The 24221-nt window shown below is 57.2% G+C and carries 18 protein-coding genes and 2 pseudogenes; 7 read left to right on the top strand and 13 right to left on the bottom strand.

Annotated elements, in window-relative coordinates; translation table 11 throughout:
- Positions 1 to 171: 171 nt before the first annotated feature.
- The 3 genes from ACH82I_RS08345 (at position 172) to ACH82I_RS08355 (ending at position 3279) form a co-directional block, all read left to right on the top strand.
- Positions 172 to 1161: an LCP family protein gene (locus tag ACH82I_RS08345; RefSeq protein ID WP_413336617.1), complete on the top strand. Its 990-nt coding sequence runs from the start codon at positions 172 to 174 to the stop codon at positions 1159 to 1161.
- Positions 1162 to 2075: 914 nt separating this feature from the next.
- Positions 2076 to 2819, top strand: coding sequence for a DUF6270 domain-containing protein (locus tag ACH82I_RS08350; RefSeq protein WP_413336618.1), 744 nt, complete (start codon positions 2076 to 2078; stop codon positions 2817 to 2819).
- A gap of 199 nt (positions 2820 to 3018) precedes the next feature.
- Positions 3019 to 3279 (top strand): hypothetical protein, encoded by a 261-nt coding sequence (locus ACH82I_RS08355; RefSeq protein ID WP_413336619.1) that lies wholly within the window; start codon positions 3019 to 3021, stop codon positions 3277 to 3279.
- Positions 3280 to 3282: 3 nt separating this feature from the next.
- Here ACH82I_RS08355 and ACH82I_RS08360 read toward each other — a convergent pair.
- Positions 3283 to 3741 (bottom strand): annotated as a pseudogene (locus ACH82I_RS08360) (IS3 family transposase); the annotation flags it as partial.
- Between the two features lie 50 nt (positions 3742 to 3791).
- Here ACH82I_RS08360 and ACH82I_RS08365 point away from each other — a divergent pair.
- A pseudogene (locus ACH82I_RS08365) lies at positions 3792 to 3926 on the top strand (hypothetical protein); the annotation flags it as partial.
- A 237-nt stretch (positions 3927 to 4163) separates the two neighbouring features.
- Positions 4164 to 5369 carry an IS30 family transposase gene (locus ACH82I_RS08370; RefSeq protein WP_413336748.1) on the top strand — a complete coding sequence of 402 codons (1206 nt, stop codon included), beginning with the start codon at positions 4164 to 4166 and terminating at the stop codon, positions 5367 to 5369.
- Here ACH82I_RS08370 and ACH82I_RS08375 read toward each other — a convergent pair.
- The 3 genes from ACH82I_RS08375 to ACH82I_RS08385 all read right to left on the bottom strand — a co-directional run bounded on the left by ACH82I_RS08375 (position 5352) and on the right by ACH82I_RS08385 (position 7187).
- Positions 5352 to 5831 carry a hypothetical protein gene (locus ACH82I_RS08375; RefSeq protein ID WP_413336620.1) on the bottom strand — a complete coding sequence of 160 codons (480 nt, stop codon included), beginning with the start codon at positions 5829 to 5831 and terminating at the stop codon, positions 5352 to 5354. The genes ACH82I_RS08370 and ACH82I_RS08375 overlap by 18 nt on opposite strands.
- Positions 5828 to 6136, bottom strand: coding sequence for a transposase (locus ACH82I_RS08380; protein ID WP_062241932.1), 309 nt, complete (start codon positions 6134 to 6136; stop codon positions 5828 to 5830). The genes ACH82I_RS08375 and ACH82I_RS08380 overlap by 4 nt, the downstream gene beginning before the upstream one ends.
- A gap of 61 nt (positions 6137 to 6197) precedes the next feature.
- Complete coding sequence (locus ACH82I_RS08385; protein WP_413336621.1) at positions 6198 to 7187, bottom strand: IS110 family transposase; 990 nt, start codon at positions 7185 to 7187, stop codon at positions 6198 to 6200.
- Positions 7188 to 7513: 326 nt separating this feature from the next.
- Between ACH82I_RS08385 and ACH82I_RS08390 the strand changes: the two genes are divergently transcribed.
- Positions 7514 to 8824 carry an ISL3 family transposase gene (locus tag ACH82I_RS08390; RefSeq protein ID WP_413336622.1) on the top strand — a complete coding sequence of 437 codons (1311 nt, stop codon included), beginning with the start codon at positions 7514 to 7516 and terminating at the stop codon, positions 8822 to 8824.
- An 825-nt stretch (positions 8825 to 9649) separates the two neighbouring features.
- On the opposite strand, the gene ACH82I_RS08395 is transcribed toward ACH82I_RS08390, so the two are convergent.
- The 9 genes from ACH82I_RS08395 to ACH82I_RS08435 form a co-directional block, all read right to left on the bottom strand.
- Positions 9650 to 10423 carry an ATP-grasp fold amidoligase family protein gene (locus tag ACH82I_RS08395; protein WP_413336623.1) on the bottom strand — a complete coding sequence of 258 codons (774 nt, stop codon included), beginning with the start codon at positions 10421 to 10423 and terminating at the stop codon, positions 9650 to 9652.
- A gap of 43 nt (positions 10424 to 10466) precedes the next feature.
- A complete protein-coding gene (locus ACH82I_RS08400) occupies positions 10467 to 12677 on the bottom strand; it encodes a glycosyltransferase (RefSeq protein WP_413336624.1) in 2211 nt (736 codons plus the stop codon).
- A gap of 218 nt (positions 12678 to 12895) precedes the next feature.
- On the bottom strand, positions 12896 to 13765 hold the full coding sequence (locus ACH82I_RS08405; protein WP_413336625.1) for a DUF6270 domain-containing protein: 870 nt from the start codon (positions 13763 to 13765) through the stop codon (positions 12896 to 12898).
- A complete protein-coding gene (locus ACH82I_RS08410) occupies positions 13762 to 15069 on the bottom strand; it encodes an ABC transporter ATP-binding protein (RefSeq protein WP_413336626.1) in 1308 nt (435 codons plus the stop codon). Before ACH82I_RS08410 ends, ACH82I_RS08405 begins: the two co-directional genes overlap by 4 nt.
- A complete protein-coding gene (locus ACH82I_RS08415; RefSeq protein ID WP_413336627.1) occupies positions 15056 to 15937 on the bottom strand; it encodes an ABC transporter permease in 882 nt (293 codons plus the stop codon). Before ACH82I_RS08415 ends, ACH82I_RS08410 begins: the two co-directional genes overlap by 14 nt.
- Complete coding sequence (locus tag ACH82I_RS08420; RefSeq protein ID WP_413336628.1) at positions 15934 to 17637, bottom strand: glycosyltransferase family 4 protein; 1704 nt, start codon at positions 17635 to 17637, stop codon at positions 15934 to 15936. The genes ACH82I_RS08415 and ACH82I_RS08420 overlap by 4 nt, the downstream gene beginning before the upstream one ends.
- Before the next feature lie 38 nt (positions 17638 to 17675).
- Complete coding sequence (locus ACH82I_RS08425) at positions 17676 to 19037, bottom strand: glycosyltransferase family 4 protein (RefSeq protein WP_413336629.1); 1362 nt, start codon at positions 19035 to 19037, stop codon at positions 17676 to 17678.
- A complete protein-coding gene (locus tag ACH82I_RS08430; protein ID WP_413336630.1) occupies positions 19034 to 20071 on the bottom strand; it encodes an MraY family glycosyltransferase in 1038 nt (345 codons plus the stop codon). Before ACH82I_RS08430 ends, ACH82I_RS08425 begins: the two co-directional genes overlap by 4 nt.
- A complete protein-coding gene (locus tag ACH82I_RS08435; RefSeq protein WP_413336631.1) occupies positions 20071 to 21987 on the bottom strand; it encodes a polysaccharide biosynthesis protein in 1917 nt (638 codons plus the stop codon). The genes ACH82I_RS08430 and ACH82I_RS08435 overlap by 1 nt, the downstream gene beginning before the upstream one ends.
- 654 nt (positions 21988 to 22641) lie before the next feature.
- Here ACH82I_RS08435 and ACH82I_RS08440 point away from each other — a divergent pair.
- The gene (locus ACH82I_RS08440) at positions 22642 to 24216 is read left to right on the top strand and encodes a glycosyltransferase (protein WP_413336632.1); all 1575 of its coding nucleotides are present in this window, start codon (positions 22642 to 22644) and stop codon (positions 24214 to 24216) included.
- Positions 24217 to 24221 lie beyond the last annotated feature (5 nt).

Consider the following 24221-nt stretch of genomic DNA (forward strand, 5'->3'; position numbering starts at 1 on the left):
CCTGCGGACAAAGCTCCCGAGGCCAACCAGCCGGATTCGCATTCGTCCGGAGGCGCGCTCGTAGAGATCTTCGGCCTCCGCTGAGTCAGCGAACTCCCGCTGCCATCAGTTTCCCAGTTGGCTGCTGCGGCCCAACACAGCAGTCCTCTTCCGCGGGTGAGATCGGTACCAGTGCCGATCTCACCCGCGGAAATTATTGTGACCATCCCCGTGTCACCTGACAGAGGGAGTGGGACAGCCATGGCCAAACTGACGAATATGGTCTCTGCCATCGGTTCTCTCAAGGACCTCAACGCCGCCCGTGCCGAGTTCGATGACGCGTCGAAGACCATTCCCGCCGAGGCGGCTTTCCCACCCGCAGACATCCGCCCAGCGGCGGACGATTCCCGCACTCTGATGCTTCGGGTGACGAATCCCGGAAACCTCGCCGAGGCGGCCCCGCAGTCATCGAGCCAAGGTGACATCTTCGCGGTCATCCATGTTCCCGCTTCCGGCGAGTTCGCCGCAGCCCTCGTTCTCAACCCCTCCACTCAGATTGAGGCCGGTCAGACTTTCGCCACCATTGCCGACGAGGGCGGGTGGCCGGTCGTCGTAGCCGTGGCCGAGGAATTTCTCGGCATCCGCATCGATCACATCGCGCAGTTGGAATCGGACGCTCTCGGGCGGGTCATCGACGAACTCGATGGTATGCAAATGTACAGCCGGGCTGCGTTCGCCGCTGGCGGTACCGACTTTGTCGAAGGGACGAACAACCTCAGCGGAACAACATCGGCAATCTTCACCGCGGCGGATCCGGTCGATGATGCCGGCCAGACGCGAACCCGTAACCAGCGTGCGATAGTGCGCGCACTCGTTCAGGCGCTGAAGTCAGGCGGGTTGGTCAAAAACCCGAACAAGGGCGCGGCCGTGCTCGGACATTTCGCTTCGGGCATTCAGCACAATGCGGAGCTGACCACGGGTGAACTCGTCGAGATCGCTAACCGCCTCCGCACCCTGCAGACGGACGACATCGCGGTAGTCACCGTACCCACGAACTCGCGGCGCGAAGAAGACGGCACAGTCATCATCGACTTCGACCCCGAAGCGGAACCGGCGCTCAAGAACGCTTTGACGAGCAACGACCTCGACGACTTCGTGCGCTATCTATTGTCGCTCGGCTAATAGAATCAGCATTTCGACTAGGCTCCTAAAGTGCATCTGCGAATGGCGGCCAACGAAGTTGGCGGCAGCACGTTCTTCGAAATGACTTAGCAAATGACACTAGGCAACCAAAGTGACGATTTCCTCCTGATTTAATATGCTAGAACTAGTTAATCACAACTCCCTACGAACTACCGTTCGTTAGATTCTTCACACTTTCTGCAAACTCACAAAGTTAGCACAGTGGCACTACCCCAGATCATCAAAATCTGGCACAACCAGCCATACCAGAACCAGCGACCAGACCGCGTTCGGGCCCACCAATAAATATGAGGGCATCCCGCCGCGCCCGTACAGAAGCCTATCCGATCACATTCCGGCCTAAGTCGCACAGAGAAACATAAACGCACGAGCAAGAACGGGGACAGACCAGTTGGAACTCGGTCCAACACGAGTAAGCACAACAGTCAGCTCGCTTCACACTCCGACTTTGAGGGTGAAATGATAGCGGCAGTTACCTCATGGGTCGACCCGACTGTTAACAGATCCGCGAACTCTAAATCCACGCCTTCAACTGCGCATCGCGAGATGAATTTTCTCGTTGCCGTTAACTGTAGCCCAATTATTGTCCTGTGCCACTGCCTTAAGCAATCAAAACAGCGTTCAATCTAGGATGGCGCCGGTTAATAGCTCCCGGATTGAAACCTGAGACACGGCACCGACCGAAAATTCGGATCCGCCAGCTTGATCGAAGTACTACAAACCGCTGTGCGGCGAGTGCACACCTTCAGTTCAACGCCAAGCGCGGCTGGCACCGACATGTCCGAGGAAGCAATGAGTATACTGGCACTCAAGCCAGCAACAGAACCGGGACCAACCCACCCAGCTCATGATGGCTACACAAAGACTACTCTCTAAACACGGACGGCGTCCCTTTGACCCAAACACTCAATGTCTATGTTTACGGTTCATGCGTGTCTCGGGACGTTACACGCGTCTGCCCAGAGCACCTTACGGCAGCGAAGTACATTGCGCGTCAGTCTTGGGCGAGCGCGACCTCGCTGCCGACAGAACCCCCATCAATACCCTCGAAGTTGGATTCTGCCTTCCAGAATCGAATGGTGATCAACGATATTCAGTCATCGTTTCCGAGGGACTTTCTATCCAACGACCAGAGTTTCGAAGTCCTGCTACTCGACTTGGTAGACGAGCGACTGGGACTCGTGGCTTCAGGCCCAAACATCTTCACGGACTCATACGAACTCAAGGGCACTGGTTGGAAACCCGCCCTAGGTGTTAGTTCGAAACTCGAATTTGGGACCGATGAGCACTTCAACATATGGGCCACGTCAGCTGAAAAACTGATCAAGCTACTAGACGCAACAAACAATATTAATAGAACCAGACTTATTCGTTCCAAGTATGCCGCGCGAGCCAATGACGGTTACCAGATGTCAGAACGCATGCGGACGCCTCCTGACGAATGGAATAGACTGTTTGCACGTTACTATTCATTTGCCGAAGAACTCGGATTCCCCATCATCGAAGTACCCGATGAATACTGCATTGCCTCCCAAGATCACACTTGGGGACTCGAAGCTTTTCATTACGTAGACGAATTCTACCAATTCGTCTCCGAACAATTGTCTTCGCAGTTCCTCTCAGAAAGGCCGAACTGACAACAGCGATAACCGTAATCTATGAACTAGGTTGGCCCCTTGAAAATAGACTTCAACATAGCGCCTGACGCGATCAGCATAAAGCGCCCAAAGCTGCAATCCATAATTATATAATTCTACTCCACGGAGTGAAGTAAACAGGCTCTTCGTAATTGAGGGACTCCTATATTCGTCAAGCGACGGATTGGACCGTGTTCTGTTGCTCGAGATGGGCACGATAGACATCGAGGAATTCTCGATCATTGAGCACACCTCGCTCGGCACAGGAGAGCTTCGCGATACTGCACCCCATACTGTCGGCGACCTCAGCCAGCGTGCAACCAGATTCGAGCCGCAAGTGGCGCAACTGGCCGGGGTCGACGTATTCAAAAGGAGCTGTGAGCAGGTGGCAGACCTCTCGAGCGATTGCCCGCTTCAAGCACCGCAAGAGGGACTGATGCAAAGAAGGGTGACAGCGTGAGTGTCATGCTGCGAGAGCAGCTGGCTCTATGATTGCTTCGTACTCTACTGGTGTCAATCGACCCAACCGGGCTTGTCGTCGACGTCGGTGATATGTCCGCTCGATCCACGTCACGATCGCGATTCTCAGCTGGTCACGGGTGGCCCACCTGCGACGGTCGAGAACGTTCTTCTGCAACAGGGCGAAGAACGATTCCATGGCCGCGTTATCGCCCGCTGCGCCGACTCGGCCCATCGACCCGATGATGCCGTGACGGGCCAGAGCCCGAGTGAATATATTCGATCTGAACTGGCTGCCGCGGTCGCTGTGCGTCACGCATCCAGCCACGTCACCGCGCCTTGTCACAGCCATCTCGAGGGTATCAACAGCCAGCCGGGCCTTCATCCTCGAACTGATCGAATAACCGACGATGCGCGAGGAGTAGGCGTCCTTGACTGCGCAGAGGTACAGCTTGCCCTCATTCGCTTGGATTCCATTAGTCGTTGCAACACCGCAGATCAACGGAGTGTGTGATGGCTCGACCAAGAGGCAAAGACAACATCCAGTACAAAGCGAGGGAACGCGAGGAGTTCTTCCGTCGCCTCGATCGTGGCGGCACCATCCGTGCAGTCGCCGCCGAGCTCGGTGTCAGTGTGGATTCGTGCTACCGGTGGCGTCGCGAGGCAGGAGTGTCGACTCCGCGAGGAAAGAACCGTTCCTACACGGCTGAAGACAAGGCAGAGTTCTTCAAACGATTGAAGGCCTCAGGCAACGTCGCCCGAGTCGCGAAAGAACTCGGATTCGTGCGAGTCACCTGTTACAAATGGGCCCACCAGGCCGGCATTTTCACCGGAACAGACACACGCGCCAAGCGAGCACAGTTCAAAGCTCTCAGAGCCGCCGGTATCCCTCGTGGGAAGGCCGCTCAGCAGGTCGGTGTCGACCAGCGCTCGGCCCAGGACTGGGACAAAGACATCAAACAGTTCACCGGTGGGCGGATTTATCCTGATGGGCGGGTTGTTCGCTATCGGCAATCGGCGATACTGAAAACTGTGAAGAATCCGCGCGCAGCCTATACGCGAGGCATTCCCGTCGATGTCGAACGCCTCGAAACACCGATCGATCCTCGATTTCTGAGCCTGGACGAGCGCGAGAAGATCCACGATCTGGCCAGGAGCGGGCAATCGATGCGCACCATCGGGAAAACGCTGGGGAGAAGCCCCTCAACGATCAGCCGAGAGCTGGCACGTAATGCCACCAACACGCTGGGGTATCTTCCCTATACCGCACACCGAATGGCCGCGGCTCGCCGCCCGCGGCCACGAACCCGTAAACTCGAAGGAGACAGTCGGCTGCATGCCTACATCCAGGGCAAGCTGCAGCAGAAGTGGTCGCCGGAACAGATCAGCCACCGGCTGGTCAAAGACTTCCCCGATGACAGGCGAATGCGGGTGAGTACAGAAACGATCTACCAGTCGATCTACGTTCAGGGCCGTGGTGGACTCAAACGAGAGATCGCAGCACTCATGCGTCGCGGACGGGTAGTGCGCAAACCCAGACGAGATCCAACACACCGGACGAAACGGTTTGTCGATGAGATGGTCTCGATCGCTGACCGTCCTCCTGAGGTTGACGACCGTGCCATACCAGGACACTGGGAAGGCGATCTCATCATCGGGACGAAGAGTCGTTCCGCGATCGCCACGCTCGTCGAAAGATCCAGTCGGTTCGTCACGCTTATCCATCTTGACGCAGACCACACCGCCGAGACGGGCCGCGATGGACTCGTCAAGACCGTCAGCAAGCTCCCGCAGACTCTGCGGCGATCATTGACGTGGGACCAGGGCGCGGAGATGTCTGGGCACGTTGCGTTTCGTACAGCAACGAACATGGATGTCTACTTCTGCGACCCGGGCAGCCCCTGGCAACGTGGGAGTAACGAGAACACCAACGGACTCTTGCGCCAGTACTTTCCAAAAGGCACCGATCTGTCCCGTCATGGTCCCGAGGAACTCGAGGAAGTGGCTGCGGAACTCAATGCTCGACCGCGAAAGACTTTGAACTGGGAGACACCGGCAGAACGACTCCGTGGTTTACTGGAACCTCAGTAGAAAACGCGGTGTTGCAACGACTAATGGAATCCAAGTCGTATGGTGTTCCGAAATGTCGGTCAACCACAGCTGGTTCGGGCCATCAGCTCGAAACTCGTGTCTGGTCCGTCCGTCGGCATCGACAACCGCGCATAGATCGTCGTGGACCGGTGGTCCCGGCTTCTTCCCGTTCTTGGCTCTGCCCTTGCCGAAGGCGGAGAACCAGTCATTGGACGAACACAACCGCCACGCAGTGCGTGCCGCCATGGGCTGGCCGGCCGCTTTGGCTTCGTCAGCGAGGTATCGGTACCCGAACTCGGGATCATCGCGGTGGGCATCGAAGAGCGCATTGGCCCGATATGCCTGGGCGAGATCGTTATCAGGGACAGGCACGGCCAGCCACCGGTAGTAGGGCTGGCGGGAGAGCTTCAAGACCGGGCACGACACCGCGACGGGGATCCCGTCGGCGGCGAGCTCTCTCACGAGCGGGTAGAGCCTTTTGAAGGCAGGTTCGCCTGTGACAGATAGGCGGCTGCGCGGCGCAGGACCTCGTTCTCCTGCTCAAGCAGACGATTGCGCCGACGCATCTCCCGTAGTTCTGCAGACTCGTCGCTGGTGTTGCCGGGTTTGTTGCCGGCATCGATTTCTGCTTGGCGGATCCATTTGTTGATGGTGCCTTCGTGGACTCCGAAGTCCTTGGCGATCTGTCCGATCGTCGTCTTAGAATCCCTGGTCTGGACGACGCGGATGACGTCATCGCGGAATTCTTTCGGGTAGGGCTGTGGCATGGTGTCTATCCTTCCAGACTTGCTTTCAAACAAGCCAGACTAGATGTCACCGAACCCTGCATCAGTCCCAGATGTCCTTCGGCGACTTACACTCGCTCTTCCGCCTTACAACATAGGCACGCGTCCTCGGGCACGTGTGTAAACGCACGATGGCGATGGTGTGCAAGGCATGATTTGCTTTCCGATCGCCACCTCGATTGAGCCGGTAGCGCATAGTTTGGCCAGACGAGGCAGGAATCGGTGCCGCGCCGGTGTGCATCGCGAACTGTGCTTCGTTAGCCAACCGGTCCGGATTGTCTCCGGCACTGATGAGTAGCACTGCGGCGCTGATAACACCGATACCCCGGGTCTGAAGCAACGACGGGTTAACCGTGTTGATGAGGCCCTTCAGCGTTTCGTCATGCTCATCGATCTCGAGGCTCAATGAGCGTATCCGCGTCGCGAGGCTCTTGAGCGTCCGCTTCGTTGTCACGATCACACCGTTGTCCCGGCCACCACATCGCATCCGTCCCAGCATCTGAAGCCGTCGTCGTGTGGGCATATTGCGGTAGCGTTCTCGCAGGTCATCAGGTGCCGTGATCAGGATGTTGCTGATCTGAGTCAGTGCTTCTGCGCGCGCAGATACCGCACTGGTCCTTGCTATCGTGATGATGCGCATCTGTTCGACGAGTCCCTGCGAGTTCTTCGGTTGTGCACATCGGACCTGGGCCAAAGCGCTTTCAGCCGCGCGGTAGGCGTCGATCTCGTCGGTCTTGCCTCGGGTTCCTTGTCGGCCGCGGCCGGGTTGGAGAACCTCGAGCACGGTGATTCCTGCTCTCTCCAGGCGTCTGGTCAAGCCGGCCCCGTAGGAGTTGGTTCCTTCGACGCCGATCCTCAGTAGCACTCCGAAGCTGGTGATGAAAGCGATCAGTGCTTCGTAGCCTGCACTGGTGGCTGGGAACTGCGTCGCAGCCAAATGTTGCCCGGTCGTGGTGATGACCGCAGCGAAGTGGGTGTCTTTGTGTGTATCGACTCCTCCAACGACTTCGCGGACTGGTGATGGTGTAAACATGGTGGACTCCCTGCTTGATGGCTCACACTGGGAGGCGCCGGTCCGGGTAGCCAGACAACACGTTGGTGAGGCCTTCGCGAGGTCGTGCTCCTATCAAGTCATGGCTGTCCGGGCCGGCACCCACGGGCGGGAGGAGTAGACAAATCCCTCGGAAGACAAGCCCCGAAAGGGGCCGTCGGTGTAGAAGCCGGTCATACCGATCCCGTCCACTTCCAGTATCAACGTGTAGATCTGTGATTCCAGGACACGGTGTGGCGCTGCCCGGATAGACGTCGAGGTCTTCCGATGATGGAAGTTCTCACACAGTCCATCCGAAAGACCTCGACGTGGCCAAGCCTACTTTCTCAACCCCTGACCTCACGAGATTCTGCCGGCTCGACACCCTCGATCTCACCTGCACCGGCCAACATGTCACCGGACACACAGCCATTCTGGAATGCCGGCCCAACACTGCCGATGACTGGTGCCGTCGGTGTGGTGGCCACGGGATCGTCCGCGATACCGTCGTCCGTCGTCTGGCCCACGAACCTTTCGGCCACCGACCGACCACGCTTCACATTCGCCTCCGCCGCTACAAATGCGTCGAGTGCGGCCTGGTATGGCGGCAAGACACCACAGCTGCGGCACCACCGCGAGCGAAGATCTCTCGAACCGGCCTCGACTGGGCGTTGCGTGCTCTTGTCATCGATCACGACACTGTGTCCGTGATCGCTGCGAAACTCGCCGTGTCCTGGCACACCGCGAACTCCGCAATCCTCGCTGAAGGTCGCCGGTTGTTGATCAACGACCCGACCCGTTTCGACGGGGTCACCGTCATTGGTGTCGACGAGCACGTGTGGCGGCACACACGGCGTGGTGACAAGTACGTCACCGTCATCATCGACCTCACCCCGATCAGCCAGGCATCAGGTCCGGCGCGGTTGCTCGACATGGTGCCCGGACGGTCGAAGCAGGTGTTCAAGCAATGGTTGAAGGCCCGTCCGAGGGACTGGCGTGAGGGCATCGACGTCGTCGCGATGGACGGATTCTCTGGATTCAAAATAGCCTCAGCCGAAGAACTGCCCGACGCTGTCGAAGTCATGGACCCCTTCCACGTCGTCAAACTCGCCGGTGATGCACTCGACGAGGTACGTCGCCGAGTTCAGCAGGAGACCACCGGCCATCGTGGACGAGCAAAGGACCCGTTATACCGGGCAAGAAGAACTCTGCACACGGGCAGCAGCCTACTCACGACCAAGCAACAGGAAAGAATCACGGGCCTCTTCGCCGACCCGAACTTCACTGAAGTCGAAGTCACCTGGGCCGTCTACCAAGACGTTGTCAGCGCCTACCGAACCGCGGACCGCAACGAGGGCAAGAGACTCCTGCAAACGGTCATCGACGCCCTGACAACGAATCTGCCATCCGAACTTGTCGAGCTCAAACGCTTAGGACGAACTTTGAAGCGTCGAGCCTCCGATGTGCTCGCGTTCTTCACCCGACCGGGAACATCGAACGGTCCCACTGAAGCGATCAACGGCAGACTCGAACATCTACGCGGGTCCGCGCTGGGATTCCGCAACCTCACGCATTACATCGCGAGGTGTCTACTCGAATCCGGTGGCTTCAGACCGGTTCTACACTCTCAATTACGATGAGCCAGTTAACAATCGCCAGGCCAGCAAACTGGACGCACTCGCTTAAGGATATACAACGCAACGTACACAATGGCCAAAACTCAGATCCTCAGAAATCAATGCAGAAATCGATCTCGGGTAGCGCTCGCTCAAATCAAAAGTCCACGAGACGCCAACAGCCACTCAAACATCACTGCAGAGTCCCCACCGTTTACCTACAGAGTGAACAGCATGCACCTGCAATCGATCCCCTCACCGCGAATCTGCAACAAGAGTCCCCTGCTGTCGCGGTAGTGGACTTCAACTATCGGAATCCACGTTTACGGCAGAATTGCTGTCGCAACCACAGACGAATCTAGTGCCTAGATTTTTGACCCGGCACACTGGACAGGATCAGAAAACAGCGAAACACAACATGCCGTTTATTCCGACTCAGCTAAATCGAGGACGGAGGCATAAGCAAAGCATGAAGCAACTTAGTCTCTGCACTAAACAGCGATTCTAAGTTCGCGAATAGTTGACACAGTCCTAAGAATCACACCGGAGTTGCTCGATCACCAGCTCGGGTTCGCAATCTACTCAATATCAATCACGAACCCGAAAGCAAGCTTTCGAACGTACGGCTAGTCCGGCACTAAACATTCTGTCAAATAATATTTGAGACGATACAAACGTGCCGTCAAATATGCGTACGTCTAGTGACACGAACTATCGAACATTCACCCGAACGGTTGCAGACAAATGACAACGAAACCCCCAGAATCGTAAATACTGCCAAATTGAATAGCCAGTTCCACTGAAATCTTCTCCGGCACCAAATAGGCAACACTCCGATCGGTTAGTACATCAAACCGACAACTGAGCTTCCGCCTGCTCCCACAGCAGACCAAGACGTTCGTCCTCGGTGCCCGTTAAAGTGTGCCCAGCCGCGTAATAGAAGCTACCTGGGGTCAGGGTAATCTCGCCCAGCAACGGACCATTCGCATCTGCAAACAAGTCGATGCGAGCACAAGGAGTCGGTACAGCTACGGACACTCGACGTGCTAGATTCAATAACCTGCGCCAGTCCGCAGGTGGCAGCCTCGATTCACGATCAGCGATATCAGAATTAAACCTAACACGTTCATCCACGATAGGGACAAAGTTTCCGTCGTAGTAGCTCATCGCGAGCTTTTCTTTGGTCCTATCAATGCGAATGATTATCCCAATCTCTCCCTGAAACCCGAGAAACTTATAGTCAGGAGGAATAGCAAGACCCTCGGAGCAATCAACCCTCTGCTCCGCTAGCGTCACTCGGTTGCGGACACCTGAATACTTTTCGAATATCCGCTGTTGGAGTTGGACGATCTCATCATCCGACCAGTATTTTTTTGACATTGCATCGTAGTAGCGAGACCCATCTCGGTCCAGCAGCATTACGCCTTCTGCTGTTGACGCGAAAGCAGGCTTCAATACAAACCGATCCGGTAGCCCGTTCAAATCAATATCAGAGACACTTTCGAATCGAGCGATCTCTGCGGGCGCCAGTACACCTATCTGATCGCAAAACGCTTTCAAGTTCGACTTGTGCATTAACCGTACAGGGACGCCTTTCTCCTCGCCGGCAATGCGTTTCTTCATGTGATGCGTGTATTTCATCGGCAACTCAATCCTTTAGCAACTATTAAATTGAAATCTGGTCATATGCGGGACCCATAAACTTCAGCTCCCCAGACGAAAAGAGCGCTGCGTCAGCTTCGCGCCAAGTATGAGAATTTAGATCCCTTGATCTAAAGACACTGAAATTGAACCTGTCACCTGCATAAACGGCGACGGCGTCAGACTTAAGCCTACTCAGCAACTCTGAGTCTTCAGATTGGTTCGCATCATGAAAGCTATAGGTATCAAAAAGGTCGCGATACGCCACTGTTGTAGCACCACGAACAAAGTCAGTGAACATCTTTTCTTTGGCCGCATACGTCAGAATTGTTTGATTTGTTGACTCGAAGTAGATATAGCTCGCGGCTTTTCCGGCTAGTTCGGCTCCACTAATGGTAAGAGAATTCACCATATCTCTAAGATAGTTTTCACCATACCAGTCGTCGTCATCCATTCGCGCAATTATTGCACCCTGAGATTCCCCGATTAGCCAATTCAGATTGGCACCAAGCGTGCTCGATTTATCCGCTGATATCACCCTTACGTCAGCGAGATCGAACCGCTCTTTCAATTCGCTTAAAACAAGCTGGCTGATCTCGAATCCATGCGTAAGAACTAGAAGTTCTTTCTCAGGATACGACTGCCGAGAAAAATTCTCCATGATCTGACCAATCATATGAGGGCGATTAGTTGGGGAAATCACGGATACGGATTTGTCCAGATTGTCGGTACTTACATCGACGGTTTCGGCGATAGCCCCAACACGATGTCTGTAAGTGTGATTCTCCCATGTGTGCCGCTGCGCCAGGTGCACCTTCCGGTCTATATATTCTGGCGATCTTAACAGTGTCTTAAAGGCCACATTTGCTTCGGTTGAGTCGTGAACTTCGGTAATCAGGCCCCGAGGATAGAACGTCTCAATTGCTGGACTTGATGACGACACTACAGCCGCACCGGAAGCGGTTGCTTCAAAGATTCTTCTGGCACACATCGAGGGAGAGTCCACGACAGAGTTTACATTAACCACAACCTTGTATTTATGGTATGCAGATAGCATTTCTGAATACTTGAGCGAGCCCACCACCTGTGAGGTCAGACCTTCCGGAAACTGGTAGTTCTGACTTCCACCCAGCTGGCGTGAGTATATGTCCAGCCCGAAGTTGGCGGCTGCCGGTAGAATGAAATCCATCTGATGTCGGCGCTCAGGATACTTGTGACGGAAATACATTCCACCGAACACAATCGATTCTGTACGGTGTATGAGCCCTATTCGAGCTGGGTTATGGATTGCCGGTTGCGCAGCGAAAGGTAGTACGTTTACAACTGAGTCGGGAGCATCTTCGGTATACCGGGGCAACATATTTTGATCGGTTGTAAATATGAAGTCGAAAAGTTTCGCCGTTTCTATAAAATCTGAATAGTGCGGCGGATCTTCCTTGTTCCAGAATACGGTCGGTATTCCTCGTGATTTGCATTCATCCACTAGCTCGATGACTGCTGGCCTCGGGGCGCTACCGCCCGTGAAATGATATCGCCATTCGCCGCCGTTTCCCTCCCATGCGCTTTCGACGAATAGTAGGTCAAAGCGATCATTGTCCAGTGTTTCACGCCAATTCGTGGGTGTGACCTCGACCTGATTCCATTCATATTTGAATGCCTGAAGCGTGAATTCGTCAGCGATGATCATCGTTCGCAACTGACGAGTCTTACTTTTCCGCTCCCGCACCGGCGCGGACGGTAACTTATGCGGGTTGCCATTCGATTCTGCGGCAACCTGGCGAGCAGCCTCGGCGCGAGTCGGCTTTCTTTCGGTGGCACTAGTACCGTTCAGGCTCGGTGTACTCGAAACACTTCTGTCAACAACCTGGGCCGCTATCTCTGTTTCTCGCTCGACTCGCGACAATTTTCTGTGATTCTCTCGGATTAGCGGTGCCGCACGTCCAACGCTCCCGGCGATATTGCGCACGATCGGGTTCAAGAGGCTTAGTCGATGGTTGGTTTCTTCTGCTATCGCTTTCGTGGCCCGCGATGTAGACAGTTCAAGATTGCTAATTCGCGTTTCGCGTCGCTTTCGAATCACAGTTAAACTGCAGAACGCGATCAAGCACACCGCCACGCCTACCACAGTGGGAACTATCGAATTATTAACCAGTCCGTATGCAACGAAGACTGCACCAATTATTCCGGCCGCGCCCATGCCAGCTTCTAAGATGATTTCTTTTCTATTCGCGTTCACGATTATCCTTTTTGGATCAGTTCTCTTGTTGGCTTTGTTTATCCCGAGTCTTAAATTGCCTGTTCCCCGTCGGTTCGCAGGTCTCCAAAGCTATTCTTAGTATTTGGGGGCTGGGCGTCATTACTATAGTGATGTCTCAAGCAGATCGCGTCCGTAGGCGAGATCTGTCAAAGCAGACAAACTGAGGAGTTGGAACTTGGTCTGGTGGCGCTTGCATTTCACTTAAAGCTTTTCGCAGTTTCAAGAATCTCCTCTCTTACTGACTTATAGTTATTTAGAGTATAGTGAAATGGTTGCGCTCCCCATTTATGTTCTGGATCTATCCGCAACTCGTCACTCTTCCTGGACACTGCGTTTCTTACCATCGTGCTTGCATATTCTCGATATCGTCGGTAATCGCTGTTTGCTTTGAAGGCACGCATAGCGTATGTTTCAGACTCGGTCGGCTGGACCGATTGCATTCTTCTTCGCACAGTGGCCAGACTGTTGCCTTGAGCAATTGCTTGCTTCCCTATTTGCATGGTGCGCCTAGTATGCCCGGCAATTCGGCTGAGTTTTACCGTCTTGAAGCTGCGCGGGTGGCGGGCTCCATCGATTGCAGCGGCCCACTCAAGATCCAGTAGTATCGTCTTTTTCCAAAGCTTTGCGTTCTTCAGTCGGTCAATCAGTAGTTCAAAACCTGGTTGCCACTGGTCGAAGTGTTTATCTGTGCCGAATTCGATCAGTCGAGCCCCGTCGCGTCGTGCTATACGGGCGCCCCCACATGCTTCAAATTCAATTGAGTTCGTTATCGTCGTGCCGTCAGGAAAGCTCCAAAACCCTCGCCGTTCATCAACCAGATCGAGGAGAACGACGTCGAGGTTGTTGGCGTTCTTCACGATCGTTTCAACGCCGGTGCCTTTGAGGTCGCTGGTGACCATTCGCTTTTGGAAGGTAGAGGTCAGTTCGCTGAGATCAATTCCGGTTGTCCCATGCGGACGTTCCAGGCTCGTCACCGAGTGCCTGGCCACGTAGGCGACGACCTCGGCCTCGGGCATGATGTTCGCGGTATCACGGCTCACGCAAGAACCGAAGATTGCGACCTTCATCGGCGTGAATCCTGGTGAACTGCAGGAGAAGCACCGTCCTGTCTCAAGCGCTGGCGCTCCTCGTAGCGTTGGTCGGCGATCTGGCGTGCGCGAGAGGCAAGCCTGCGACTGGTGAAGTCGTCCGCGGCGGCAAATGACGACGCACGGTCGCTCGGGTTTGCTGCTCGTAGAACGACCCGTTTCTTACTGGGATTCAGTCGCAACGGCGGGGCATCGGTGATTCGTGGAGCGCTCACCGACTGAGAAGCAGGTTTGGGCAACGCTGGGAACTTAGCCTTTGGCAATTCAGAGTCGAAGGACTTCGGCCAAACCTGTTCTTCGGCGGCAGCCAACATCGGAGTCGGAGTCTCTTCGACTCCTTCGTCCGTGTCCTGTCGCTTCACATGGCGTGCAGGAGCGGCTTTCCTCTTAGAAGGGCGCGCCGCATGGCGCGGGATAGGGTTCTTGATGAGCTCAGGTTCGAGGATATTAATCTCCTCTTTGACCGCATTGCCCACCACATCGGCGAGGAGCTTGTCGGCGATATCTTCCTTGCCCTTCGCCACATTCCACGCCCACCACCGATACTTCTCTGCAACAGCCTCGGCTGGGCCATTCATGAGGATCTCACCTCGGTGCATCCACACTGCACGGGTACACAGTTCCTGGATCACCTTGGCAGCGTGATTGACCAACAGAACCGTTCCCGCTTCAGCGAGAAGCTCATCCATCGCACGTTCACTGCGCTCAGCGAAAGTCGCGTCACCAGTCGAAAGTGCTTCGTCGATGAGCAGAATCTTCGGTCGCGCAGCCAATGCAATGGCAAATCGGAGTCTGGCGCCCATGCCCGAGGAATAGGTTCCCATCGGCCGGTGGATCGCCGAGCCCAATGCCGAGAGCTCAACGACATAGTCGAAGGCTTCGGCCGCCTCTTCCGGAGACAATCCCATTGCCAGACATCCGAGGCGGACGTTCTCGCTCCCCGACAGTGCAGGTTGCAGGGCAGCGCTGACGCCGAGCAGAAGCGGCTGATAACGGACGAGGATTCGGCCGCGGTCCGGCTGCTCGACGCCGGCGACATTACGCAGGAATGTGGACTTTCCGGAGCCGTTGGTGCCGACGATCCCCACCATCTCTCCTTCGCGGGCGACGAAGTTGACCCCGCGCAGTGCTCTTACGGTGGTCTGACCTTGCCGTCCGACGATCTTGTTCGTCAGGCGTCGGACTCCAGTTGCCTTACTGCCTGGATCATTGGTGCTGACGGTGTACCGGACCTGGACGTTCTCGGCGATGATATTGGGTTCCTGGACCTCAGAGTCGGCCATAGTTCTCCTCCCCCCTCCAGAACAACAGGAATCCGACGATGAGAAGGCCAAAGGCCCAGACCGTGCCGACTATCCACATCTTCGGATCCGAATCGACTCCGTAGAGCAGTGAGTTGCGCACCAGCGTCAGATAAGCATGCATCGGGTTGTACTGCATTGCTTCCAAGAGTGCCGGGTGATTTTCCAAACGGTCTTCGATGGAGAAGAACACTCCCGATCCGTAGAGCCAGAACCGGCTGACAATCGACATGAAATTCGTGAGGTCCGGGATCTTGTGTCCAAGACGCGCTAGGAAGCAGGCAAGACCGACGTTAAAGATCGTCTGAAGGAAGACAATTGGAATCACAAGAAGGATTCGCCACGTGACCACCTCCAGCGGAGGGACAGCTATGAGGACGACAACCATAACCACCAGGGTTGGTATGAAGTCGAGGAAATTCCGGACCACGGTTGAGATCGGAAGTGCGGCACGCGGGAATTGGAATCCTTTGATCATCGATGAGCCAGTTCGGATGGCCGCGGTTCCGCCGGTCATGCACTTGCCTGTAAAGCCGAAGAAAAACACACCGACTACGAGAAAGCCCAGGAAGTTCGGGACTCCCTTCTGAGTCTGCAGGATGAATCCGAAGATGAACCAGAAAGCGAGCACCGAAAGCAACGGGTTGAGGAACAACCAGCCGTAGCCGAGTATGTTCTTCCTCGTCGAGCTCGACATCTTGGCTCGGGACTCGGCGATGATGAAGTGGCGGCGGTTCCACAGTGCGGCGAGGTAGCTGCTCAGGCTCGTCCGTCGTCCGACGGGCACGAGTCCTTTACTCGATACGGACGGGATTGAGCTCAGCCCGAGAGGGTTCTTCGTCTCACTCATTGCACATCACTTCCCACGAGTTGAGAATAGACCTGCCCATATCGTCGTCCGATTTCCTTCCACCTGCGAGTTGCAAGAACGTGTGCTCGTCCATTGTCTCCGAATCTTGCCCGCGCCGTGTCATCGGCGGCGAGTTCGGACAGCAGTTCCGCGAGTTTCTGCGGGTTTTCAGGCGGCGTCGCCAAGCCTGCACTGTCCGGAACCAGTTCACGCAGTGCCGGCAGGTCGGAGATGACGACGGGTCTCGCAAGACCCATCGCTTCGATCGGTTTGATAGGAGTGACCAAACGACAGACTGGTTCATCCTTGCGCGGCACGACGATCGCATCGAGCGCGAGTTGGTACTCAATCGCCTGGGCTTGGGAGACCCGACCGGTGAAGACGGCGTGCTCTCCCAGAGCAGCTGCGCGTTCGCGCAGTACCGGCAGCGCGACACCGTCGCCGGCGACCAGCAGCCGCAGGTCCGTCCCTTGGCTCCGGGCGAGGATGACGGCGTCGACAAGGTCGTCGAGGCCCTCGTATCCGACAACCGACGCTGCCGTACCGACCCAGATTCCGTCTTCGGGCAGGCCGAGGCTCGTCCTCACCTCAGCCGGACTGCGGGTGACGTCGGTGTCGACGACGGCTTCGGAGACCGAATTCGGAATGAGGGTGATGGTCTCTGCCGGCACTCCCCCGGTGATCAGGTGTTCCCGCATCGTCTCGCCCAGGGTGATGACTGCGTCGGCTGCCGATGCGACTTCGATCTCCTTGGCCCGCATGAGTGCGAAGCGTTGGCTGTCCCGTCGTGCAGAGCGCTCTTCCGGGCTGCTTCCTGCCGACGCCCACGTCTCTTCCAGGACTCCGCGGACTTCGTAGACCCAGGGCATGCCCGCTGCTGCCGCGGCAGCACCAGTCGCCAAGCCGTTGACGTAGTGCGTAGTGGTATGGAGGATCTGTGCTCCGCGTTCGTGGGCTTCAGCAGCGATGTGATTCGCCTGTTCGCTCAGCCTTTCGGATGGCGTGGGAAGCGGTCTTAGCGGCACGTCGCGGATGTATTCGACGCCGTCGACGACTTCGACCGGCCCTTGGCTCAGTCGTCCGATGGTGACGGGATACGACGGGCGTGTGACCGCAGCCGCTTGATGGCCTGCTTCCCGCAGAGTCGTGAGGATGGCATGTGAGCGATACGCATAGCCCGAGCGTGTATGAGGCAGGGAGTTCGTCAACACATGCAGCGCGGTCGGATGCTGACCTCGGTCATGTTCCGCATTGCCGCGTGCCCGACGAGCCATGACATGGCTCGACACCTCCGGCCACCATTGCGGTTGCAGACACTGCCGCTCATCGAGCAGTCGTGTCCGGCGTGCGCCGTAGGGCAGAACTGAGATGGCTTCGTCGAGGTGTCCATTGGTCCACTCGATACGTGAGCTCAGTGCCTGGGCAACCGGAAGAGCAGCTGCGATCGACTCGGCTTCGTCGAGGAGTCCCAGATTGAGAGCGATCTCGCCGAGAAGGCGTGAAGGCGAGTACCATCCGGCAACCAATGACTTCGCTGTCGTCTCTTCACCGAGCAGCCACGCTGAAGCCGCCCGAGTGGCGCCGCCCGGCAGACGTCCGAGTGCTTGTCCGACGAAGCGAGAGGCAGGGCCTGGCAGGCGACGTGCCAATTGCATACCGAAGAACACGCGGTCGTCGTTGATATGACCAGCCGTGGTCAATACCACATTCGTAAGCTGTCGGGCGAGGAAGCGCAGATTCACGAAACCACCTGCTCAAGGAGCCGTTCGTAGGTGCGTCCCATTGCGGTTGCCGAAGCATTCCGAACCACCCAGTCGCGCGGGTTCAGACCTGAGATCGGATTCGATCCGAATTCCTCACCAGATTCGACTCGTTCTCGCATCCTCTTCATCGCCGCGGCTACGGAATCGACTTCACCGGGAACCGCAACTTCTCCTGCCGCGGTGCGGGCGATTATGTCGGCGGCTTCACCGGCGACGACGCCGAGGACAGGAATTCGACGGGCCATCAGTGAATAGAGCTTCGATGGCACTGTGCATTCGTAGGAGTCGAGCGAGCTGAGGCTGACCAGCCCGGCATCTGCCCACTCCCAATGGGCCGCGAGTTCGGCACCTGCGATCTGGGGATGGAATTCCACCGGCACTCCGTACGAGGAAGCGACCGTCTTGAGTTCGACAGCACCGACGCCATCGCCCACGATTCGCAGTCGCACACCCTCGGTGCGAGCCAGAGCACGAATCGAGGTGCTGAGATCCTGAGATCGCCCGACCGTGCCCACATACAGCAAGTTGAGCCCACTGTGATCGGCAGAGACCCTGCCTATGACTTCGCCGCCGGCAGTACTCGACTCCTCTGCCGCAGGAACGAGGGGAATCGCCCCCGTTGCAGTCAGCCCGGACGCGCCTTCCAACTCCGCCGGTGAAACTCCGCTGCGAACGACCTGGGCGGTTACCCCGCGCTGTTCCAACCGACGTTTGAAACCTTCCGTAGTAACGACGACGACCGCTGCACGCCGTTGAGCGCGAGTGAGCAGGTCCGGCAGCAGTCGATGTTCGAGACGCTGCGTCAGCGTCCCGGGAAGATACTTCCCAACAGCTCCCGTCACTAAGTTCATCTCCGAAATGAGGTCAGGCCATGCATCGCGGACTTCAGCGATATGCGGAACCCGCAGCAGTCGCGACAGAGTGTCGCCGGCCAGCAGAAACGGCAGTGCCGGAGTCGTGGAGACGATGACATCGGGGCGCATTCTGCCCCGCAGCCGGTCGATGACCGCCGACATCGCGCCCGTTGCCGACACCGACTGGTCGAGCAGCTGACGAGCCATCGACGATCCGCTGTGCAAATACGGCACGCGGAGGATTCGCTCACCGTCGATTCCGGTGTCCCAGGTACCGCCCAGGCGCACGTCGACTCGACGGCGCCCTCGCCCGACATTGGAGCCGAAGAATCCGTTCCGGTCGGAATACGGGTAGTGCGGGTGTGGTGCCACCGTGATGACGTCGTGTCCGACTGCGCGCAAGTGGTCGACGAGAATCCGCCACCGTCGCTGCGGTGCGCCGACTTCGGGGTAGTAGTAATGACTGAGCAGAACGATTCTCATGCGGTGACCGCCTCCGTAGGGGCTCGACGGTTCAACCATATGGGCAGCAGCGCGTAGAGGGCGAGCAATCCGACCCAGAACACATGGGCCGGGTACGTCATCGCTGTATTTCCGCTGATGAGGGTTGGAACGGCCATAATGCAGGCGAGAACACTCAATGCGGCGTGGAAGAGCGAAACGGAACTGTGCGGCCAGCCCGCCTGCTGGATCCGCTGGTAGATGTGTTCACGATGAGGCAAGAGGATATTCTCCCCCCGAAACAAGCGCAGGACCAAAGTGAGTCCGACGTCGAAGAAGACGAAGATCATCGGTGCGATGATTACGACGATCGGGACGCCTTGGACGAACAGCCAGACCGCGAGTGCGAACACTGCCGCTCCGATGCCGTAGCTTCCCGTGTCTCCGAGGAACGCTTTGGCCCGACCGAGGTTGAACGGGAGGAACCCGACAGCAGCCCCGACCAACGCCAGAGCGAGCAGCGCAATATCGCTCTCGCCCACCCAGGACCCGACGAAGGCGAACCATCCAGCGGTGACGATGGTCCACTCGGTGACATACCCGTTGAGTCCGTCGACGAAGTTCACGGCGTTGACAGTGGTTACGCCGATGACCGCGAAGGCGATGACGTGAGCGATTCCCTGAGTGGAGAACATTGCGATGATGGCGCTGAACAGCAGAGCCAGGATGACCTGTCCGATCAGACGCCCGGCGGGGCGCAGGGAGTCGAGATCATCGCTCATCCCGATGGCCGAATAGCACCAGGTGAGGACCAGGAAACCGATCGGCAGGAGGGTTCCGCCGAGGCCGAAGACCCCGTCTTCGCTAACGCTCCAGACCATGGCGAGAATCGTGGCTACTGTGATGCCGCAGCCGATGGCGATTCCCCCGCCGCGTACGGTCGACAGAGTATGCGAGGATCGATGAGAGGGGACATCGACGACACCCGCTCGCCGCAGCAGCGGAAAGGCGATGAGGGCGCTGAGTACCGTGACTACTGCGGCCACAACCAGGATCACCAGCGACTGCATAGCCATCAGAGGCCGACTCCGGTGTCATGAGGATCCGCGCCGGGTTCGGAGGCACTTGATGATGTCGAGTCCGGGGCGATCGCATCCGTCGCGTCATCGGTGACCGGTGTTGCTTCGGAGTCGAGGAGACTCGTCAGGTGGTGCTCCAGTGTCGACCGCTGTGTGAAGACTCGCGGGTCGCGGGATTCGGCGACCAGGGCACCGAGCTTCTCCAGATCGATCGGAGCGATCGGCACCTGAGTGATCAGCGGATGATTAGGTCGGCTGTCGACCTCCACCGGCGACAGAAGGGCTTCAGTGAGCTTCTCCCCCGGACGCAGACCCGTGTAGACGATCTGCGCATCGCTGCGACCTGACAGCGCGATCACTCGCTTGGCGAGGTCAGCGATGCGGATCGGTTCGCCCATGTCGAGGACCAAAGTCTCTCCGGGGCCACCGATCGCCGCGGCCTGCAGAACGAGCTCACATGCCTCGCCTGCGGTCATGAAGTACCGAGTGACCTCGGGATCGGTGACAGTGACGGGGTCCCCTGCCGCCACCTGAGCCACAAAGGTCTCGAGCACGGACCCCCGGGAACCGAGCACGTTTCCGAAACGCACCGACATATAACGACGTCCAGTTGCCGCAGCCACGGAGGCGATCGCGCGCTCGATGGAGAACTTCGTCCGCCCCAGCACCGAGGTCGCACCGGCGGCTTTGTCGGTGGAGATGTGGACGAAGGAATCAACGTCGTGAGCCACTGCTGCGTTGAGCAGATCGAGGCTGACTCCGACGTTCGTGCGCACTGCCTGCTCCGGAAAACGTTCAAGGAAGGTCAGATGTTTGAGAGCCGCAGCGTGGAAGAGAATGTCCGGCTTCGCCTCGGCGACGAGGTTATCGATGAATGCCGGATCGCGCAGGTCTCCGAGGACGAGGTCATCACTGATCAGAAGGGCTGACCCATCGAGACCGAGCTCAGTAGCATGCAGACCGGATTCGTCCCGATCGGTCATGATGAGTCGGGCCGGGTCGAACCGGGCGACCTGACGGCACAGCTGTGAGCCGATGGAACCGCCTGCCCCGGTCACGAGGACAACTTTGCCGGTGATCGCCGAGGCGATGTCGTCGATATTCGTCGAGATCGGTTTGCGTCCGATGAGGTCTTCGAGGCTGACATCGCGGAAGCTTCGGTGACGCAGGTCGGCGACGTCATGACCGTCAGGCTCGGGACGTGCCAACGCGGAATCCGAGAGTTTCGGCATGATCTTGATCTCGACCGGTCTGGATTCGAGATTCGAAGCGATACGAGAGAGTTCCTCGGGAGGCAGGTCAGCGATCGCAATGATGACGGCCCCGGCACCGGTACGATCGACATGGTTGGCGATGTCGGCGATCGGTCCGAGCACGCGTATTCCGTTATAGCGCAGATGCCGCTTGGCAGGGTCGTCGTCGAGGATGCCGACAGCGACGAATTCGTTGTGCGTGTCTTGAGCGATCATGTCGAGGGCGAGCATGCCCTGGTTTCCCGCGCCAACGACAATCGTAGGCCGGGAAGCGCCGGACGTGGTAAGACTGCGCTGCCTCATGTTTCGTCGAACCCAGTTCTCGAGGCTCTTGACTACGACCATGAGCGCTCCCGCCGTAATGGGAACGCTGGTCGGAATGAGCAGTCGACTGGCGAAGGCGAATTCGACCACCCACATGACCCCGACGCCCAAAGCAACCGTTCCCACGATTGCAGCGAACTGATCGGTCGAGCCCCGTCGGTAGCGACCGCGGTAGATCGCCAGAGGCCCGCCGATGAGGAAGACGATCAGACCGATCGCCGAACAGACGAGCATTCCGGGCGTGTTGACGAGAGACGTATGGAAGTCGTATCGCACGAGTGTCATCGCTACGACGAGGAACGCGAAGACGAGACCATCGATGAGTGACAGCGCCATTGCTCGGCCGTGCCGTCTCATCGGGGTTCGTGAGGGTATGGGCCCTGAATTGCTTCCCACTGTCCTCATTTCTCCCGACGTCCATGGTCTGACTCTGTTCAGCTTAGAATTATGGAGTGCATCTCACAACAGCCGACCGAACTACTTGCAACCTCTCGATTGTACTATTGGGGCTAACAGCTTTCGCACAGGAAGGCTGTTGAAAGCGTTAAGAATTGTTTTCGTTCTCGGTTGAAACACTGCAAGTAGCATGGAATAGACCGTCTTATTGAAAGCGCCATACTGAACTAGGTCTCCGCGAACCCAGTCAGTGCGTGTTTCTGTTCAGGTCGAAAGGATCCGACTGTGCCTCAATCGCCGCTTCACACTCTGAGGACCGGTCTCTGGCACTTGCGACAGGGCGGTCCTGCTCAATTTCTGAAGTGGAAGCGTCGCAGGAATCTTCGAGAAGGAATTGCCGAAGGCCGGTCGACCGATCAGCTCTCCGCAGACAGTCTGGAAGAATCGTTCCCTCCAGCTCCGAGGTCCGACCGTCGACCTGTCTTCGACGGGCTCAGAGTAGGCACCATCCTCGATGAGTTCTCAGCAGGGAGCTTTGGCTACGAATGGGACACGGTCCCACTGCATCGACGTGGATGGGAATCGCAGTTGAACTTGGTCGACTTCGTTTTCATCGAATCTGCATGGAACGGCAACGCCGGCGAGTGGAAGTTCAAACTGACCGGCACGGCCGGACCGAGCCCCGAAATTGTCGAACTGTTGGAGGCTTGCCGCCATCGTGGTATCCCCACGGTGTTCTGGAACAAGGAAGATCCGCCGCATTTCGACGACTTCCTCCCTCTTGCGAAGTTGTTCGATGTCGTCTTCACCAGCGACGTGCGGCTTGTCCACAAGTACAAAGAACTCCTCGGACACGAACGTATCGCCCCCTTGGCGTTTGCCGCTCAACCCGCGATACATTCTCCGGTCCGACCAGCGCACAACTTCGCCGCTCGCGATATTGCGTTCGCGGGAATGTACTTCACGCACAAGTTCCCTGAACGTCGGGCTCAGATGGACCTGCTCTTAGGGGCAGCCCACAAGGTGTCCCCACGGATGGAGCACGGGCTGGAGATCTTCTCTCGGTTCCTTGGCGATAACCAACGATACCAATTTCCGGGCACTTTGGCCGAACGAGTAGTCGGGTCCCTGCCCTACCGAAACCTTCTTACGGCCTACAAGAACTACAAGGTCTTCCTCAATGTGAATTCGGTGGTCGACTCACCGAGCATGTGTGCGAGACGCATCTTCGAGATCACCGCCGCCGGAACTCCGGTAATCTCGACACCCAGCGAAGCCACGAAGCGCTTCTTCCCACTTTCAGAACTCCCGCAGCCTGAGACCCAAGAAGAAGCCGAACTGACCCTCAGGGCATACGTCAGAAGTAGCGAACTCCGCGACCGCACTGTCCATCTCGCGCAACGGCGCATCTGGAACGAGCACACCTACACTCACCGCGCAATGTCGATCATGGACTCTATCGGAGTCGAGTATAGCGATCCGATTCCCCGTTCCGTATCTGTCGTGGTTTCGACGAATCGGCCGGAACACCTCAGAAACGTCCTTGAAACACACGCCGCGCAGAAGCTTGAGAACCGAGAGCTCATCCTCATCCAACATGGGTTTGGATCATCGCCGGAGATGCTGAATCATGCCGCCGATCTGGGTATCGAAAACCTAGTACTGCTTGAGGCCCCCGGCTCGGACTCCCTGGGCACCTGCCTCAACCGCGGAATTGAAGCGGCGTCAGGTGACATCATCGCCAAGATGGATGACGATGATATCTACGGTGAACACTATCTGACGGACCAGTTGGCGGCACTGCGTTACTCAAACGCAGATCTTGTCGGCAAGCAGGCCCACTACCTTCACTTGCGCAATCGTGACATCGTCATGTGCCGATTTCCCGAACGCGAACATCGATTCACCGACCTTGTCATGGGACCCACGTTGATGGGGAGCAACGAACTGTTCCGGCGCTTCCCTTTTGCCAACCGCACGCTGGGCGAAGACACCGATCTTCAACGTCGAATCGTCTCCGACGGAGCACGTATTTACTCAGCGGACCGGTTCAATTTCGTCCAAGTTCGTGACTCGCATAGCCACACATGGACTGTCGACGACGAACTGCTTCTTGCGAACAGTAATGTCCACAGCTTTGGCTTCAGCCATGGACATTACTGCTTCTGACCGAA

It is taken from the genome of Brevibacterium sp. GP-SGM9 (assembly GCF_047300845.1).
Classification (GTDB): Bacteria; Actinomycetota; Actinomycetes; order Actinomycetales; family Brevibacteriaceae; genus Brevibacterium.